The organism is Thetidibacter halocola (assembly GCF_018224955.1).
GTDB classification, from domain to species: Bacteria; Pseudomonadota; Alphaproteobacteria; order Rhodobacterales; family Rhodobacteraceae; genus Thetidibacter; species Thetidibacter halocola.
The window spans coordinates 489,426-504,134 of the sequence record NZ_JAGTUU010000003.1 but is presented as its reverse complement, the minus strand read 5'-3'; the positions used below and the strand labels follow the sequence as shown (position 1 = coordinate 504,134).

Here is a 14,709-nt window from a genome sequence, read left to right as displayed (position 1 = left end):
GCCCCCTTGTCATGTCGTCGCGCAGCGCGCAAGCGCGCTTGACGCCGCGCCCCCGCGCGCAATGATGCGAAAAAGCCGAGAGAGGGACCATGAGACGCAAGCTGGCCGCCGGAAACTGGAAGATGAACGGGCTGAAGGACAGCCTTGCCGAACTCGACGCCATCGCAGCGGCGGGGGCAAAGTCGGAGCTGCTGATCTGCCCGCCCGCCACGCTGGTCGCGGCAGCGGCGGCCAAGGGCACGGGCCTGGCCATCGGCGGGCAGGATTGCCATGCCAAGACGTCGGGTGCGCATACCGGCGATATCTCGGCCGCGATGCTGAAGGATGCGGGGGCGACCCACGTGATCCTCGGCCATTCCGAGCGGCGCTCCGATCACCATGAGACCGACGATGCGGTCCGCGCCAAGTGCAAGGCCGCATGGGAAGCCGGGCTGACCGCCGTGGTCTGCATCGGCGAGACGCTGGACGAGCGCGAGGCCGGGGCCACGCTGGACGTGATCGGCGAACAACTGGCGGGCTCGGTGCCGGACGGGGCCACGGGCCACCGTCTGGTCGTGGCCTACGAACCGGTCTGGGCCATCGGCACCGGCAAGGTGCCCACGCTGGACCAGATCGCCGAGGTGCATGATTTCATCCGCGCCCGGCTCGAGAAACGCTTTGGCGAGGGCGCGGGCCTGTCGGTGCGCATCCTTTACGGCGGGTCGGTCAAGCCGGGCAACGCGGCCGAGATCTTTGCCGTGTCGAATGTAGACGGCGCGCTGGTGGGCGGCGCCTCGCTGAAGGCGGCGGATTTCGTGCCGATCATCGCGGCGCTGGACGCGGCCGGCTGACGCGATACCCGCGTGGACAACGAAAAAAGGCGGCGCATCGCGCCGCCTTTTGTCGTTTTGCGGTAACCGGATCACCGATTGGCGATGGCCTCGCAATAGGCCTGTTCCAGGCTGTTCGTCGCCCCTGCCGCGCAGTTCACCTGTGGTCCCATGACCGCATCGGGCACCGATGTGGACAACCAAGGCATATAGGTGATCATGATCAGGAAGATGAACAGGACGCCGAGGAAGGGCAGCGCGGCCTTGACGACGCGCATCATCGACATGCCGGCCACGCCGGAGGTCACGAACAGGTTCAAGCCCACAGGTGGCGTGATCATCCCGATTTCCATGTTCACCACCATGATGATGCCCAGGTGGATCGGGTCGATGCCCAGTTGCAGGCCGATCGGAAAGACCAGCGGCGCCACGATCACGATCAGGCCCGACGGCTCCATGAACTGGCCGCCGATCAGCAGGATCACGTTGACGATGACCAGGAACATCACCGGGCCGAACCCCGCGTCCAGCATCGCGCCCGCGATCTGCTGCGGGATCTGTTCGTCGGTCAGCACGTGCTTGAGCAGCAGCGCGTTGGCGATGATGAACATCAGCGTGATGGTCAGTTTGCCGCCTTCGAACAGCGTCTTGCGCGTGTCCTCGTGGAAGAAGGCCGTCACGATGGCGATGGGCTTGCGATAGAGCGCAGTCGGCGCACCGCCCGGTTCCTTCGATGCCAGCGGCCCCATGTCGCGATAGATGAAGGTCGCGACAAAGAAGGCATAGACGGCGGCCACGGCTGCGGCCTCTGTCGGGGTAAAGGCACCGCCCTTCCAGTAAAAGAAGCTGCCGCCGTCGAAGCGGATCCAGGGGTGGCCATAGATGCCGCCCATGATGATGACGATCAGCAGCAGGCCCCAGAGCGCGTCGCGGAACGACTCGAAGATTTCGCCCCAGCCCTTCCACTCGCCCCGCGGCATGTTGCGGATGCGGGCCATGATGTAGATCGCGATCATCAGCATGACACCCGCGAGAATGCCGGGAATGATGCCTGCAAGGAACATCCGGCCCACCGACACGTCAGTCGCCGAGGCGTAGACCACCATCACGATAGAAGGCGGGATCAGGATGCCCAGCGTGCCGGCGTTACAGATCACGCCGGCGGCGAAATCCTTGGTGTAGCCGACCTGCCGCATCGCCGCGATGACGATGGAGCCGATGGCGACCACCGTCGCCGGGGACGAGCCGGACAGCGCCGCGAACATCATGCAGGCAAACACGCCCGCGATGGCAAGACCGCCTTGCAGGTGGCCGACGCAGGCCACCGAAAAGCGGATGATCCGCCTCGCCACGCCCCCCGTTGACATGAAGCTGGAGGCCAGCACGAAGAATGGAATGGCCAGCAGCGTGTAATGCCCGGCCATGGCCAGGTACAGAGACTGCGCCACGGCGGCCAGCGAGGTGTCCGAGAACGCCAGCTGGAACACGATCGAGGCAAAGCCGAGCGAGACCGCGATCGGCACGCCGACCAGCAGCAGCCCGATGATCATCAGGAAAAGAAGGGCGACTTCCATGCGTTCAGTCTCCGCGGTTCATGGCGGCGACTTCTTCGACCGCGTCTTCGGCTTCGTGGCTGACGATCATGCTCTCGGCCTTGCCGACCCAGATCCGCCAGACGGCCTGGCAGATGCGGAACAGGATCAGGACGGCGGCGATGGGCAGGATCGTGTAGGGCACCATGCGCGGCAGTTTGGAATACCGCTCGCCATAGTTGATCCAGTCCTCCAGGAACCGCAGCCAGGACGGCATCGGTATCTGGTCGGTCTCGAAGAACGAGCGCGAGCGCGCCGCGGTGTCGAGCCCGGTGGGGAACCATTTGCCCGTGGTGGGCGGCAGGTCTGCGAAAGGCGCCCACTGGTCCCAGGCCCCCTTGGCCAGGAGCACCCCGTAGAAGATGCAGATCGCGCCCGAGAACAGCGCCGTCATGCGGCGGCCGCGATGGGGCAGCATGTTGGTGATCGCGTCGACCCCCAGATGTGCCGTCACCTTGAATGCATAGGCCACGCCGAACAGCACCAGCCATGCAAACAGCACGAGGACGACCTCGAGGCTCCAGATGATCATGGAATTGAAGACGTAGCGCAGGATCACGTTGGTGAATGTCAGCACCGTCATCAGGCCGAGCAGAACGGCGATGGCCGTTTCCTCGAACCCGTGCACGGCCTGACCGATCACACCTTTCGGCGTGTACTTGCCGCTCATGGTTGTCCCCCTCCCGGGATATGAAGCGGGCGGAGCGCGGCCGTTCTGCCGCCTCCGCCCGCAAGGACAGTCTTACATGCTGTCGTTGATCGCCTGTGCGGCGTCGATGTTCTCCTGGCCGACTTCCTCGGCGAACTTCTCCCAGACCGGCTTCATCGTGGCCACCCAGTTGGCGCGCTGTTCAGCGGTCAGTTCGCGGATCGTGCCGCCGGCATCCAGGATCGCCTGGCGGGCTTCCTGGTCGACCTTGTTCACGGCGGCGTTGCGCTCGGTCGTAACCTCTTCGAGGATGGTCAGGAACTGGTCGCGCACGTCCGCATCCAGGCTGTCCAGCCAGTCGACCGACGCCACGACGAGATAGTCGATGATGCCGTGGTTGGTCTCGGTGACACCGTCCTGCACCTCGAAGAACTTCTGACCGTAGATGTTCGACCAGCTGTTTTCCTGGCCGTCGACGACGCCGGTCTGAAGCGCGCCGTAAACCTCTGCAAAGGCCATCGGCTGCGGGCTGGCGCCCAGGGCTTCCATCTGTGCCACGAGCACGTCCGAGGGCTGCACGCGGAACTTGAGGCCCGCGGCGTCACCCGGTTCGATCAGCGGCTTGTTGGCCGAGATCTGCTTCATGCCGTTGTGCCAGAACTGGAGGCCCTGAAGGCCGCGGCGCTGCATGGCGTTCTTCATGGCAAGGCCGGCCTCGGACGACTGGAACGCGTCAACGGCCTCGATCGACTTGAACATGAAGGGCAGGTCGAACAGGCGATAGGCTTTGGTGATCGACTCGAACAGCGACAGCGAGGGGGCGGCCAGTTGCACGTCGCCGCGCAGCATCGCCTCGATCACCTGCTCGTCGGTGTAGAGCGTCGAGTTCGGATAGACCTCCATGCAGGCCTTGCCGTTCATCTCTTCGTTGACGCGCTCCATCAGCAGGCTGGCCGCGATCCCCTTGGGGTGGCGGTCGGTGTTGGTCACGTGACTGAACTTGATGACGACCTCGCCATCCTCGCAGGCTGCCATGGCGCCGGTCGCGCCAGTCATCAGGGCTGCCGCGGCGACAGCGGACATCAGAAACTTCTTCATGGATTTCCTCCCGGTTGGGTCTTCTTTTTTGCGCGGAGCCGCGTCGATGCGGACCGCTCGGGCGTTACGAAACCCTTTTGTTCGAATCGGTGCAAGCGTCGCGGAGGTGGATTCGAACAATGCCGGAAAAACACGCGTTTTCAGGCAGAAATCCCGGGAATCGGTGCCCGGTCAACGCTGTGGCACGCGGGCCGGTGCGGAAAACCGCACAGCAATCGGCCCGGTTTGTGCGGATTTCCGCACAAGGCCCGGAGCCAGGTCGAATCGCTGCTCAGGCGGCCGTTATGTGGCTATGGCCGCGAAACGCGGCCCCCGTCGCCAGCGCATGCTCGGGGCGGTGGTCTCCGCGGCGCATCAGGCGCAGCCCGCGCCAGAACCCGGCCACGGCATAGAAGGTCTCGCCCGGCATCAGCGTCACGCCGCAGGGATAGGCCAGGCCGAAATCCCGCGTGTCGATCGAGTGCCGGACCTCGCCCCCGCCGGAAAAGACGATCAGACGATGCGACGACGGGAAGCTTGCGATGAATTCGTCGTGCAGCGCATCGTATTCGACCGAAAGCCCGTGCCGCAGATGCGCTGGCGGCTCCTGTGCCGCCAGCGTCCGGGCGGTTCCGCGCGAGGCCAGAACGGGTGTGGCGGGAAGATAGCTTTCGCCCGGATCGGCCGTGCGATCCGTCTCGTCCAGCCCCAGCTTGCGTAACCAAGGCGCATCCGCCCCCTCGGGTGCCAGCCGGCAGCGGATGCCGAAGGCGGTGCCGTCCGGTCGCAGCGCGAGGTGCCGCAACTCGGTCTCGGGCGCGGCGACGGCGATGCGTTCGACCAGCCGACCAGTGGCGATCTCGACCACGGTCAGGCAGGGCGCGACCACGCGGCGGGGCACCGACAGATCGTCCTGACCCTGACCCGCGACGGACCCGTAATTGGCCAGAACGACGTGCCTCCCGTCCTCGGACAGGCGGATCTCGTGCGGGTCGATGCCATGGCAGGAAAACGACCCCAGCAATGCAAGGCTCTGCCGATCGCGCACCGAGACGCGCCCGAAATGCCGCTCGGGACTTCCCGAATAGGCGGTCATCGGCGCGCGTTCGGCACAGAGCAGCGGCCCGCCGGGCACGAACACGCCATGCCCGCCACCGCGCCAGCCGGGACCGGGCGTCAGGCCCGTGGCCACCATCTCGAGTGTCACGGGATCGAAGGCGACGTGATGGGCGGCACCGTCGCCGCCGCCGTCGCCCATGCGGCCCAAGAACCCGACAGAGCCGTCGGGTGCGATGGCCACGTCATGCCCGATCACCGGAAACACCGCCTGGCGCACCGATCCGTCCGCCCCGACCCGGGTCAGCATCGTGCGGGGTCCATCCACGCCACGCCGCCGGCGGCTGTCGGCAGGCTCTCCCAGCAGGCGCGCGTCGTCGGTCCGGTAGCCCGGAAAGAACACCGCCGCGCGGCTCGACAGGACCGGCCCGGATTTCTCCGGGTCGGCCGTTTCGCAGGCGGCCAGTGGCGCGAACGCCGCCGCCGCCAGCCCCTTGAGCAGGTCACGCTTGTGCATCAACCCTGACCGCGCTCAGTCGGAATGCCCGCCGCTGTCACCACCACTGTCGCCACCGCTGTCGGTGACCTGGGCGGCCGCGGCCTCGCGCTGGGCGATGAGTTCGCGCAGCTTGGCGCAGTTCTTGCCGTCCGTCGCGATGCAGTCGAGGTTGGCTCCGACCCAATCGGCCCGCGCGTCCAGCCGTCGCTGTTCCTCGCCTTGCGCGGTGAACGCCTGGTTTTCCAGCCTGTCCCGCTCGGACCGCAGATCGGCGATCAGCAGGCCCTTGGCGGTTTCAGGCATCGCCGCCAGCCCCGACACGATCGAGCCGGTGGCCTTGCCCTTGAACACTTCCATCGCGCCTTCCTGGATGACCACCTTGGTGATCTCCTTGCGGTCCATGCTGGCCGGGTCCTGGCTCGAGCACATGGCACCCGGCAGAACCGCCAGCATGGCCATTACCGTCAGCACCCGCCGCAGCTTGATCTTTTCAATGTGATGCATGGTTCTCTCCTTGTTGAACACATGCTGTTATCTTAATGTGATTTCGGTCTGCGCATGTTGACACTGATCAAGCAAGCCCCCGGAAACAGGAGGCTTTTTGGGTTCCGCAGCGTCAGCGGTAGTCCTCGGGTTTCAGCCCGTAGCGCGCCAGCTTGTCGTAGAAGGTCTTGCGCGGCAGCTTCAGGGCGAGGGCCGCCTGAGCCGCGCGCCCCTCGTGCCGCGCGAGCGCCGCCGCCAGCAGCGCGCGTTCGACCTGCGCCAGTTGCTCGGCCAGGCCAAGGTCGCGGGTCTGCGCCAGTTCCTCGGGGATTCCGAGGACAAAGCGCATCGCCGACGACATCAGCGCGCGGGCATTGCCCGGCCAGTCTTGCGCCAGCAGGGCCGCCTCGTGGTCGGGCGTGACCTCGGGCACGGGCACACCCGCCTGTTCGGCCGCCTGCGCGACGTAGTGGCGGAACAGCACGGGAATGTCCTCGGGCCGCTCGGCAAGGCTGGGAATGCGGACCTGCGCCACCTCGAGCCGGTAGAAAAGCTCCGAGGACAGCGTGCCCTCGCGCACCGCACGCGCCAGATCCTGTGTGCTGCCCGCCACCAGCCGCGCGCCCCCCCGGTCCAGCGCGTCGACCAGCGCCAGTTGCGTGTCATGCGGCAGGGCGCCGATCTCGTCCAGGAACAGCGTGCCGCCGGCGCAACCCTGCCACAGCGCCTCCAGCGCCTCGCGCCCCAGCCCGGCACTGCCGCGCTTGTCGAAGGGCCCCTTGGAACGGTCCGAACTCAGGTGGATGACCTCGGCCACCTTCGATATGCCGGACCCGGGCGGCCCGCAGACCAGCACCTCGGTTCCGGCGCGGGCTGCCGCGCGCACGGCAGCGCGCAAGGCCTCGGCGCGGGCGGACTGGCCGAACAGCATGCGCGAGGCCGGATCGCCGGTTTCCAGCTGCGCCTTCAGGCGGCGATTCTCCAGCACGAGGGCACGGGTGCGCAGGGCACGGGTCAGCACCGCGGTCAGGTCGGCGGGCGAACAGGGTTTCTCGAGAAAGTCGAAGGCCCCCTTGCCGATTGCCCGCACCGCCATCGGGATGTCGCCCTCGCCGGTCAGCAGGATCACCGGCAGGTCGGCATCCTGCGCCTGGGCATAGTCCAGCAGGTGGAACCCGTCGCGCCCGGGCATGCGGATGTCGGACAGGATGACGCCCTCGAAACCCGGCCCGATCCGATCCTTCGCCTCGACGAAAGAGCCTGCCGCGATGGACTCGAATCCGGCCAGCGCCAGCGTCTGCGCCAGCGCCTCGCGCACGGCGGGGTCGTCCTCGACCATCAGGATACGCCCGATCATCCGGCGCGCCCCCATGCGGGACGGCGGGCGGGGCGAATTCCGCGCAGCGGAAGAGCGGCGCACGGCGTCCTCATGCCGCCGCCTCGGCGCGCCAGGGTTCCAGCGCGACGGTGAACTCGGCGCCGCCGCCGGGCAGGTTGCGGCCCCGGATCTCGCCGCCGAAACTCTGCACCAGCCCGTAGGAGATCGACAGGCCCAGCCCCATGCCCTCGCCCACGGTCTTGGTCGAGTAGAAGGGCTCGAACATCCGCTCGGGATCGGCGATGCCTGGCCCGTGGTCGCGCACCGTCACCCGTGGCCCGGCCGGCGTCTCGGCGATGGCGATGCCGATGCGCTTGGCGGACTGCCCTGCCATGGCGTCGGCGGCGTTGTTGATGAGATTGACAAAGACCTGCGCCAGCCGCACCTCGCCGCCCAGCACCCAGAGCGGCGCGGCGGGCGGCGTCCAGTCCAGCGCGACACTGTCGCCGCGCAGGCGCACTTCGGTCAATTCCACCGCCGAGGTCAGCACCGCCACAAGGTCGACCCGCCCCATGGGCTCAGATTCGTTGCGCGCAAAGGCCCGAAGGTTGCGGATGATCCGCGCTGCCCGATGCGCAAGGTCGGTGATGCGCGCGAAATTCGCCGCCGCCAGCGCCGCCTCGCCCTTGTCGAGGAAGGCCGCGCCGTTCTCGGAAAACTGCCGGATCGCCATCAGCGGCTGGTTCAGCTCGTGGCTGATCCCGGCCGACATCTGCCCCAGCGCCGACAGCTTGCCCGCCTGCACCAGGTCGGCCTGGGCGCGCTTCAGCGCGGCCTCGGCCTCCTCGCGCTCGGCCACCTCGTGGCGCAGCGCCGTGTTCGCCGTCTCCAGCGCCTGAGTGCGCGCCCGCACCCGGTCCTCCAGCACCGCGTTGGCCTCGGCCAGTGCCCGGCGGCGCCCGGTGACCACGAACAGCAGCGAACCGAAGAACAGGCACAGCGCCGCCACCGAGGCCGCCTGCAACCCCGCCAGCCGCAGCGCCGGGGCGACGTCGACCAGCGATTCGGCGCGCAGCCCCACCACCGGCAGGTCCTGCACCAGGTGCAGCGCGGGCGAGGCGACATAGGGCGAGAAATCGTGCCGCCACACGGTCTCGCCCGAGACGCGGCGCACCGTCACCGGGCTCAGTGCAAGGCCCGTCTCCATGCCTTGCGCGGTCTCGCGCCAGCCCACCAGTTCGGACCGGTTGGCCATCACGATCCGGCCTTCGGGATCGGTGAAGAATTCCGGCGGAGAGGCCCCGGCCCAGCCCTGTTCCATGCGCTCCATGTCCACCGCGACGACCAGCGTCCCGCGCGGCGCGGCGCCGGGCGCGAAATCCGGCGCCGCATAGACGAAGGCGCGTGCCGCCAGCCCCGCCGCCTCGCCATAGGCAAAGCCGAGCGCCCCCTGCATGGCCCGCTGGAAATGCGCCGCCTCCGACATCGGGCGGTCGAGGCTGCCGTCGCCCGTTCCGGCCAGGATGCGCCCGTCGGCGCCGGCATAGATCACCGCGAGGGCCGAGGTCTTGTCGGCCACCTCCTGCAACAGCCGGTTCGCCTCGGCCGGATCGCCGCCCGCATGCAGCGCGGTCAGAACCGGGTGATCGGCCAGCAGGACGGCGGTCTCGCGGTAGCGCGCCAGCTGCGAAACCAGCCGGTCGGCGGCCAGCGCCAGGTCGGCCCGGCCGCGCGCCGCCAGCGGTTCCAGCGCCTGGGCATAGGAATAGGCCCAGACGCCCGCGGACAGGGCGGCGACCGCGGCCAGCGACAGGCCAAGCGCAAGCGCGCGCAGACGGATCAAGTGCGACATGCCCCAGTCATAGCAAGCCACCCCTTGCCATGAAAGACGCCGCGCGCCACCGTCGCGCCATGCAAAGCCTGTCGCAATCGCCCACCGACCCCGCCTTCGTCCAGGACCCCTACCCTGTCTACGCCCGGATGCGCGCGGCCGGGGATCTGGTTTTCTGGCCGGAATACGGCATGCCCTGCGCCACCTCGCACGCCGCGGTGCACGCGCTGCTGCGCGACCGCCGCTTTGGCCGCGAGATCCCGCCCGAGGCCGCGCCCGAGATCCCGGCCCGCCTCGCACCCTTCTACGCGATCGAGGGGCAGTCCATGCTGGAACTCGAACCGCCCCGCCACACCCGCCTGCGCGGCCTGGTGCTGCGCGCCTTCACCTCGCGCCGGATTGCCGCGCTGGCGCCCGAGATCGCCGCGCTGGCCGAGGGTCTGGTCGATGCCTTTCCCCGGGGCGAACCATTCGACCTGCTGACCGCCTTCTGCCAGCCGATCCCGGTCATCGTGATCTGTCGGCTGCTGGGTGTGCCCGAGGACATGGCGCCGCGGCTTCTGCGCTGGTCGAACGCCATGGTGGCGATGTACCAGGCCCGCCGCGACCGCGCGATCGAGGACGCCGCTGCGCAGGCCGCCACGGATTTCGCAGCCTTCCTGCGCGCCTATGTCGTCGAGCGCCGCGCCCGCCCCGCGGACGACCTCATCACCCACCTGATCGCCGCCGAACAGGATGGCGAGAAACTGACCACGGACGAACTCATCGCCACCTGCATCCTGCTGCTGAACGCCGGCCACGAGGCGACGGTCCACAGCCTGGGCAACGGGGTGAAGGCGCTGCTGGATCATGGCGTGACGCCAACGCCGGACAACGCCGAACAAGTCGTCGAGGAAATCCTCCGCTTCGACCCGCCGCTGCACATGTTCACGCGCTACGCCTATGAAGACGCGGACCTTTTCGGCCACCGCTTCGCCCGTGGCGACAAGGTGGCGCTGCTGCTTGGCGCGGCCAACCGCGACCCGCGGACCTGGCCCGACCCCGAAAGGTTCGACCCGAACCGCGCGCCGGTCACGTCGACCAGCTTCGGCGGCGGGCTGCATTTCTGCGTCGGCGCGCCGCTCGCCCGGCTGGAAATGCAGATCGCGCTGCCGATCCTGTTCCGCCGCTGCCCCGCGGCGCTGCGCCTGGCGGAGCCGCCGCGTTTTGCCGATGTCTACCATTTCCACGGACTGTCGCGGCTGATGGCCACCGTCTGACCGGGGGCCAGCCCCGGACCCCCGGAGTATTTGGAACAAGATGAAGACGCTGGCGCGAAGGACAGGGCACGTCCCGGGGCCTGGATCGTGAAGAACAGGCAGTCGCGAATTCATCTGCTGCTGGTCGCACCGACGCGCGCGACAGCGCAAAATGGACTCAAGGCCCCAGCGGCAGCGCCGTCGTCGCCTTGATCTCTTCCATCGACAAAAGCGCGGTGACGTTGTGCACCTTCACCTCGGAAATCAGCGCCTGGTAGAAGGCGTCATAGGCGCGCGCGTTCTTCACCCGGACCTTCAGGATATAGTCGATATCGCCAGCCAGCCGGTGCGCCTCCTGCACCTCGGGGCGGTTGCGAAGGGTTTCGAGGAACCGTCGCTGCCATTCGGCCTCATGCTCGCTGGTGCGGATCAGGACAAAGAAGGTCGCCTCGAATCCCAGCGCCTCGGCATCCAGCACCACGGTCTGCGCCTTGATGATCCCGGCCTCGCGCATCTTGCGAATCCGGTTCCAGACCGGGGTCTTGGACGAGCCCACGTCCCTGGCGATCTCGTCCAGTGACTGGCTGGCGTCGCGTTGCAGGGCAGTGAGGATTTTCCGATCCGTTGCGTCAATCTTCACTGGCGTTCTCCTGTTTCGCGCGATTTGGAACATCGTAACTCATCGCCCCTCCAGATGGAACCGATGTTCTTATATTTTCGGGATACTGGCGCTTATTGGGGACAAAATTCTATCTATAGCGCAGGAAACAACCAGCCGGAGTCGCCCCGATGCAGCATTTCCCGATCTTCGTCGCCCTCGCTGGCCGCCGCGTCGTCCTGTCCGGCGGCGGCGAGGCGGCGCTGGCCAAGCTGCGCCTGCTGCTCAAAACCGAGGCGCACCTGACAGTCTTCGCCCCCGAGGCCGACCCGCAGATCGCCGCCTGGGCCGAGTCCGGCCGCCTGCGGCTGGTCCGCCGCGCGATGGAACCGGGCGACGCCACCTGCGCGGTGCTGTTCTATGGCGCCGACGAGGACGAGGCCGAGGATGCCCGCACCGCCGCACTGGCCCGGGCCGACGGGGCGCTGGTCAACATCGTCGACAACCTCGCCGACAGCCAGTTCATCACCCCTGCCATCGTCGACCGCGACCCGGTCACCATCGCCATCGGCACCGAGGGCGCGGCCCCCGTGCTGGCCCGTGCGATCAAGGCCGATCTCGAGGCGCGGTTGCCCATCACGCTGGGGCTGCTCGCCCGCATCGGCAAGGCGTTCCGCAAGATGGCCGAGGCCCTGCCGCATGGCCGCCCGCGCCGCGACTTCTGGTCGGACTGGTATTTCCGCGACGGTCCGCACGCCATCGCCGAGGGCGAGGAGTCTGCCCGCGAGGCACTGGACGGACTGCTCGACCGCCACCTCGCCCGCGCCGGGCGCCCCGGCCACATCGCCTTTGTTGGCGCGGGGCCCGGCGACCCCGAGTTGCTGACACTGAAGGCGCGGCGCGCGCTGGACGAGGCCGACGTGGTGATCCACGACAGGCTGGTCGGCGCCGAGATCCTCGAACTCGCCCGTCGCGAGGCACTGCTGATCCCCGCCGGGAAGGAAGGCTTCGGCCCGTCGACCACGCAGGAAGAGATCAACGCGATGATCGTCGCGCATGGCCGCGCGGGCGCGCAAGTGGTGCGACTGAAGGGCGGCGATCCCACCGTCTTCGGCCGCCTCGACGAGGAGATCGAGGCGGTCGAGGCGGCCGGCCTGTCCTGGCACGTGGTGCCCGGCATCACCGCCGCCAGCGCCTCGGTCGCCGCCATCGGGCAGAGCCTGACCCGCCGTGGCCGCAACGACGACGTGCGCCTGATGACCGGCCACGACATGATGGGCTTTGCCGATCACGACTGGCGTGGCCTTGCCCGCGCCGGCGAGGTCACCGCGATCTACATGGGCAAGAAGGCCGCGCGCTTCATCCAGGGGCGGCTGCTGATGCACGGCGCCGACCCGTCGACGCCCGTCACGGTGGTCGAGAATGCCTCGCGACCCGACCAGCGGATCGTGACCGCGACCTTGGGCGACCTGCCCGCGCGCATCACCGAGGCCGGGCTGACCGGCCCTGCCCTGACCCTTCTCGGTCTTGCGCCGCGCCACGCCGCGGCCGCCACCCACCCCATCCAGGCCCGCGAACAGGAGGCGCTCTGATGTCCCGCAGCTTCACCCCCAAGGTCGTGACCGGCAACGCGCTGCTGGAAGGCGACGTGATCTACCTGACCGAAGACGACGGCTGGACCCGCGACCTGTCCCGGGCAGAGATCCTGACCGACGAGGCCCACGCGCAGATGCGGCTGCTGGATGCCGCGCGCCGCGCCTCCGAGATCGTGGGCACCTATCTTGCCGATGTGAAACCGGGCCCGAAAGGCCCTGAGCCCACCCATTTCCGCGAGGAATTCCGCCGCTCCGGCCCGTCCGAGGCGGCGCGCGTTCCGCAGGAGACGCAGAATGTATGACTATACCGACTTCGACGCGGCTTTCGTGGCCGAGCGCAACCGCCAGTTCCGCGCCCAGGTCGAGCGCCGCATCGCCGGCGCGCTGACCGAGGACGAGTTCAAGCCGCTGCGCCTGATGAACGGTCTCTACCTGCAACTGCATGCCTACATGCTGCGGGTCGCGATCCCCTATGGCACGCTGAACGGGCGGCAGATGCGCCGCCTGGCCGAGATCGCCGAGCGCTGGGACCGTGGCTATGGCCACTTTACCACGCGGCAGAACATCCAGTTCAACTGGCCCGCGCTGCGGGACGTTCCCGACATCCTGGACGCGCTGGCCGAGGTCGAGATGCACGCCATCCAGACCAGCGGCAACACGATCCGCAACGTGACCGCCGACCCGTTCGCCGGCGCCGCCGCCGACGAGATCGCCGACCCCCGCCCGGTGGCAGAGCTGATCCGGCAATGGTCTACCGACCACCCGGAATTCCAGTTCCTGCCGCGCAAGTTCAAGATCGCCGTGGCCGGTTCTCCGAATGACCGCGCCGTGACCGCCGCGCACGACCTTGCCCTGCGCATCGTCGAGCGCGACGGCGCGATCGGCTACACGGTTCTGGTGGGCGGCGGTCTTGGCCGCACGCCGATGATTGGCCAGGTCATCAACGATTTCGTGCCGCAGGCAGACCTGCTACCCTATATCGAGGCCGTGGTCGGCGTCTGGAACCTGCTGGGCCGGCGCGACAACAAGTACAAGGCGCGGATCAAGATCACCCTGCACGAACACGGCATGGACGAGATCCGGTCGCTGGTCGAGGCGCGGTTCATCGAGACCCGGGCCGCCTTCTCGGGAATCGACGTGCCCCTGTTCGAGGCGATAAAGGCCGCCTTTACCCCGCCTTCGTTCGCGAAACGCCCGGTTTCGGCCTTTGAGCGCGCCTACGAGGCCGATCCGGTCTTTCGGTCCTGGGCCGACACCAACCTCGCAGAGCACCGGGCCGAGGGCCATGCCATCGTCCAGGTCAGCCTCAAGGCGCATGGCGCGGTGCCGGGCGACGCGACCTCGGCGCAGATGCGGGTGCTGGCCGACATTGCCGAGCAGTTCGGCCACGACGAACTGCGCATCAGCCAGGACCAGAACGTGATCCTGCCGCATGTGCACAAGGCCGACCTGCCCGAGATCCACGCCCGGCTGAAATCGCATGGCCTCGCCACCGCCAATATCGGCCGGGTCAGCGACATCGTCGCCTGCCCCGGCATGGATTACTGCGCGCTGGCCACCGCCCGCTCGATCCCCGTGGCGCAGCAGATCGCGACCCGTTTCGACGAACTGAAGCTGGAACACGAGATCGGCGCGCTGCGGATCAAGATCTCGGGCTGCATCAACGCCTGCGGCCATCACCACGTGGGCCATATCGGCATCCTGGGCCTCGACCGGGCCGGCGTGGAAACCTACCAGATCACGCTGGGCGGCGACCACACCGAGACTGCCGCATTGGGCGACCGCACCGGGCCGGGATTCGGCGCGGACGAGATCGTGCCCGCCATCGAGCGGCTGGTCGGCGCCTACCTGGAACATCGCGACGGCAAGCAGGAAACCTTCCTCGAAACCTACCGCCGCCTTGGCATGGCACCGTTCAAGGCCGCGCTCTACGATCAAGAGAGCCGCGTGGCGGCAGAGTGACC

Annotated in this window: 13 protein-coding genes; 5 read left to right on the top strand and 8 right to left on the bottom strand. The window is 68.0% G+C overall.

What is annotated here, in order from left to right; all coding sequences use genetic code 11:
* The first annotated feature begins 89 nt into the window (after window positions 1-89).
* Window positions 90-830, top strand: a complete 741-nt coding sequence (tpiA, locus tag KB874_RS09500; protein ID WP_212536323.1) for a triose-phosphate isomerase — start codon at window positions 90-92, stop codon at window positions 828-830.
* A gap of 71 nt (window positions 831-901) precedes the next feature.
* On the opposite strand, the gene KB874_RS09495 is transcribed toward tpiA, so the two are convergent.
* The 7 genes from KB874_RS09495 to KB874_RS09465 all read right to left on the bottom strand — a co-directional run bounded on the left by KB874_RS09495 (window position 902) and on the right by KB874_RS09465 (window position 9,335).
* Window positions 902-2,383: a TRAP transporter large permease gene (locus KB874_RS09495; RefSeq protein ID WP_212536322.1), complete on the bottom strand. Its 1,482-nt coding sequence runs from the start codon at window positions 2,381-2,383 to the stop codon at window positions 902-904.
* A gap of 4 nt (window positions 2,384-2,387) precedes the next feature.
* Window positions 2,388-3,071: a TRAP transporter small permease gene (locus KB874_RS09490; protein ID WP_212536321.1), complete on the bottom strand. Its 684-nt coding sequence runs from the start codon at window positions 3,069-3,071 to the stop codon at window positions 2,388-2,390.
* 72 nt (window positions 3,072-3,143) lie between these two features.
* Entirely contained in the window at window positions 3,144-4,148 is a 1,005-nt protein-coding gene (locus tag KB874_RS09485; protein WP_212536320.1) for a DctP family TRAP transporter solute-binding subunit, read from the bottom strand.
* 271 nt (window positions 4,149-4,419) lie between these two features.
* Entirely contained in the window at window positions 4,420-5,700 is a 1,281-nt protein-coding gene (locus KB874_RS09480) for a DUF1513 domain-containing protein (RefSeq protein WP_212536319.1), read from the bottom strand.
* Window positions 5,701-5,715: 15 nt separating this feature from the next.
* Window positions 5,716-6,186 (bottom strand): hypothetical protein, encoded by a 471-nt coding sequence (locus KB874_RS09475; protein ID WP_212536318.1) that lies wholly within the window; start codon window positions 6,184-6,186, stop codon window positions 5,716-5,718.
* Window positions 6,187-6,298: 112 nt separating this feature from the next.
* Window positions 6,299-7,522, bottom strand: coding sequence for a sigma-54-dependent transcriptional regulator (locus tag KB874_RS09470; RefSeq protein ID WP_212536317.1), 1,224 nt, complete (start codon window positions 7,520-7,522; stop codon window positions 6,299-6,301).
* Window positions 7,523-7,592: 70 nt separating this feature from the next.
* A complete protein-coding gene (locus tag KB874_RS09465; protein WP_212536316.1) occupies window positions 7,593-9,335 on the bottom strand; it encodes an ATP-binding protein in 1,743 nt (580 codons plus the stop codon).
* Between the two features lie 59 nt (window positions 9,336-9,394).
* Here KB874_RS09465 and KB874_RS09460 point away from each other — a divergent pair, with 59 nt between their 5' ends.
* Complete coding sequence (locus tag KB874_RS09460) at window positions 9,395-10,573, top strand: cytochrome P450 (RefSeq protein ID WP_212536421.1); 1,179 nt, start codon at window positions 9,395-9,397, stop codon at window positions 10,571-10,573.
* A gap of 157 nt (window positions 10,574-10,730) precedes the next feature.
* Here the strand turns inward: KB874_RS09460 and KB874_RS09455 are convergent, their stop codons facing one another.
* Window positions 10,731-11,192, bottom strand: a complete 462-nt coding sequence (locus KB874_RS09455; RefSeq protein ID WP_346346530.1) for an Lrp/AsnC family transcriptional regulator — start codon at window positions 11,190-11,192, stop codon at window positions 10,731-10,733.
* Window positions 11,193-11,341: 149 nt separating this feature from the next.
* Between KB874_RS09455 and cysG the strand changes: the two genes are divergently transcribed.
* From cysG to KB874_RS09440, 3 genes are read left to right on the top strand one after another with little or no spacing between them, the layout of a single operon-like run.
* The gene (cysG, locus tag KB874_RS09450) at window positions 11,342-12,742 is read left to right on the top strand and encodes a siroheme synthase CysG (RefSeq protein WP_212536314.1); all 1,401 of its coding nucleotides are present in this window, start codon (window positions 11,342-11,344) and stop codon (window positions 12,740-12,742) included.
* A complete protein-coding gene (locus KB874_RS09445) occupies window positions 12,742-13,047 on the top strand; it encodes a DUF2849 domain-containing protein (protein WP_212536313.1) in 306 nt (101 codons plus the stop codon). Before cysG ends, KB874_RS09445 begins: the two co-directional genes overlap by 1 nt.
* Window positions 13,040-14,707 (top strand): nitrite/sulfite reductase, encoded by a 1,668-nt coding sequence (locus KB874_RS09440; protein ID WP_212536312.1) that lies wholly within the window; start codon window positions 13,040-13,042, stop codon window positions 14,705-14,707. The genes KB874_RS09445 and KB874_RS09440 overlap by 8 nt, the downstream gene beginning before the upstream one ends.
* The last annotated feature ends 2 nt before the right edge of the window (window positions 14,708-14,709 follow it).

What these genes read in the sequence shown, in the direction of transcription:
- tpiA (WP_212536323.1), top strand. Translation starts at nt 90, where the DNA reads ATGAGACGCAAGCTGGCCGCCGGAAACTGGAAGATGAACGGGCTGAAG.
- KB874_RS09495 (WP_212536322.1), bottom strand. Translation starts at nt 2,383, where the DNA reads ATGGAAGTCGCCCTTCTTTTCCTGATGATCATCGGGCTGCTGCTGGTC.
- KB874_RS09490 (WP_212536321.1), bottom strand. Translation starts at nt 3,071, where the DNA reads ATGAGCGGCAAGTACACGCCGAAAGGTGTGATCGGTCAGGCCGTGCAC.
- KB874_RS09485 (WP_212536320.1), bottom strand. Translation starts at nt 4,148, where the DNA reads ATGAAGAAGTTTCTGATGTCCGCTGTCGCCGCGGCAGCCCTGATGACT.
- KB874_RS09480 (WP_212536319.1), bottom strand. Translation starts at nt 5,700, where the DNA reads ATGCACAAGCGTGACCTGCTCAAGGGGCTGGCGGCGGCGGCGTTCGCG.
- KB874_RS09475 (WP_212536318.1), bottom strand. Translation starts at nt 6,186, where the DNA reads ATGCATCACATTGAAAAGATCAAGCTGCGGCGGGTGCTGACGGTAATG.
- KB874_RS09470 (WP_212536317.1), bottom strand. Translation starts at nt 7,522, where the DNA reads ATGATCGGGCGTATCCTGATGGTCGAGGACGACCCCGCCGTGCGCGAG.
- KB874_RS09465 (WP_212536316.1), bottom strand. Translation starts at nt 9,335, where the DNA reads ATGTCGCACTTGATCCGTCTGCGCGCGCTTGCGCTTGGCCTGTCGCTG.
- KB874_RS09460 (WP_212536421.1), top strand. Translation starts at nt 9,395, where the DNA reads ATGCAAAGCCTGTCGCAATCGCCCACCGACCCCGCCTTCGTCCAGGAC.
- cysG (WP_212536314.1), top strand. Translation starts at nt 11,342, where the DNA reads ATGCAGCATTTCCCGATCTTCGTCGCCCTCGCTGGCCGCCGCGTCGTC.
- KB874_RS09445 (WP_212536313.1), top strand. Translation starts at nt 12,742, where the DNA reads ATGTCCCGCAGCTTCACCCCCAAGGTCGTGACCGGCAACGCGCTGCTG.
- KB874_RS09440 (WP_212536312.1), top strand. Translation starts at nt 13,040, where the DNA reads ATGTATGACTATACCGACTTCGACGCGGCTTTCGTGGCCGAGCGCAAC.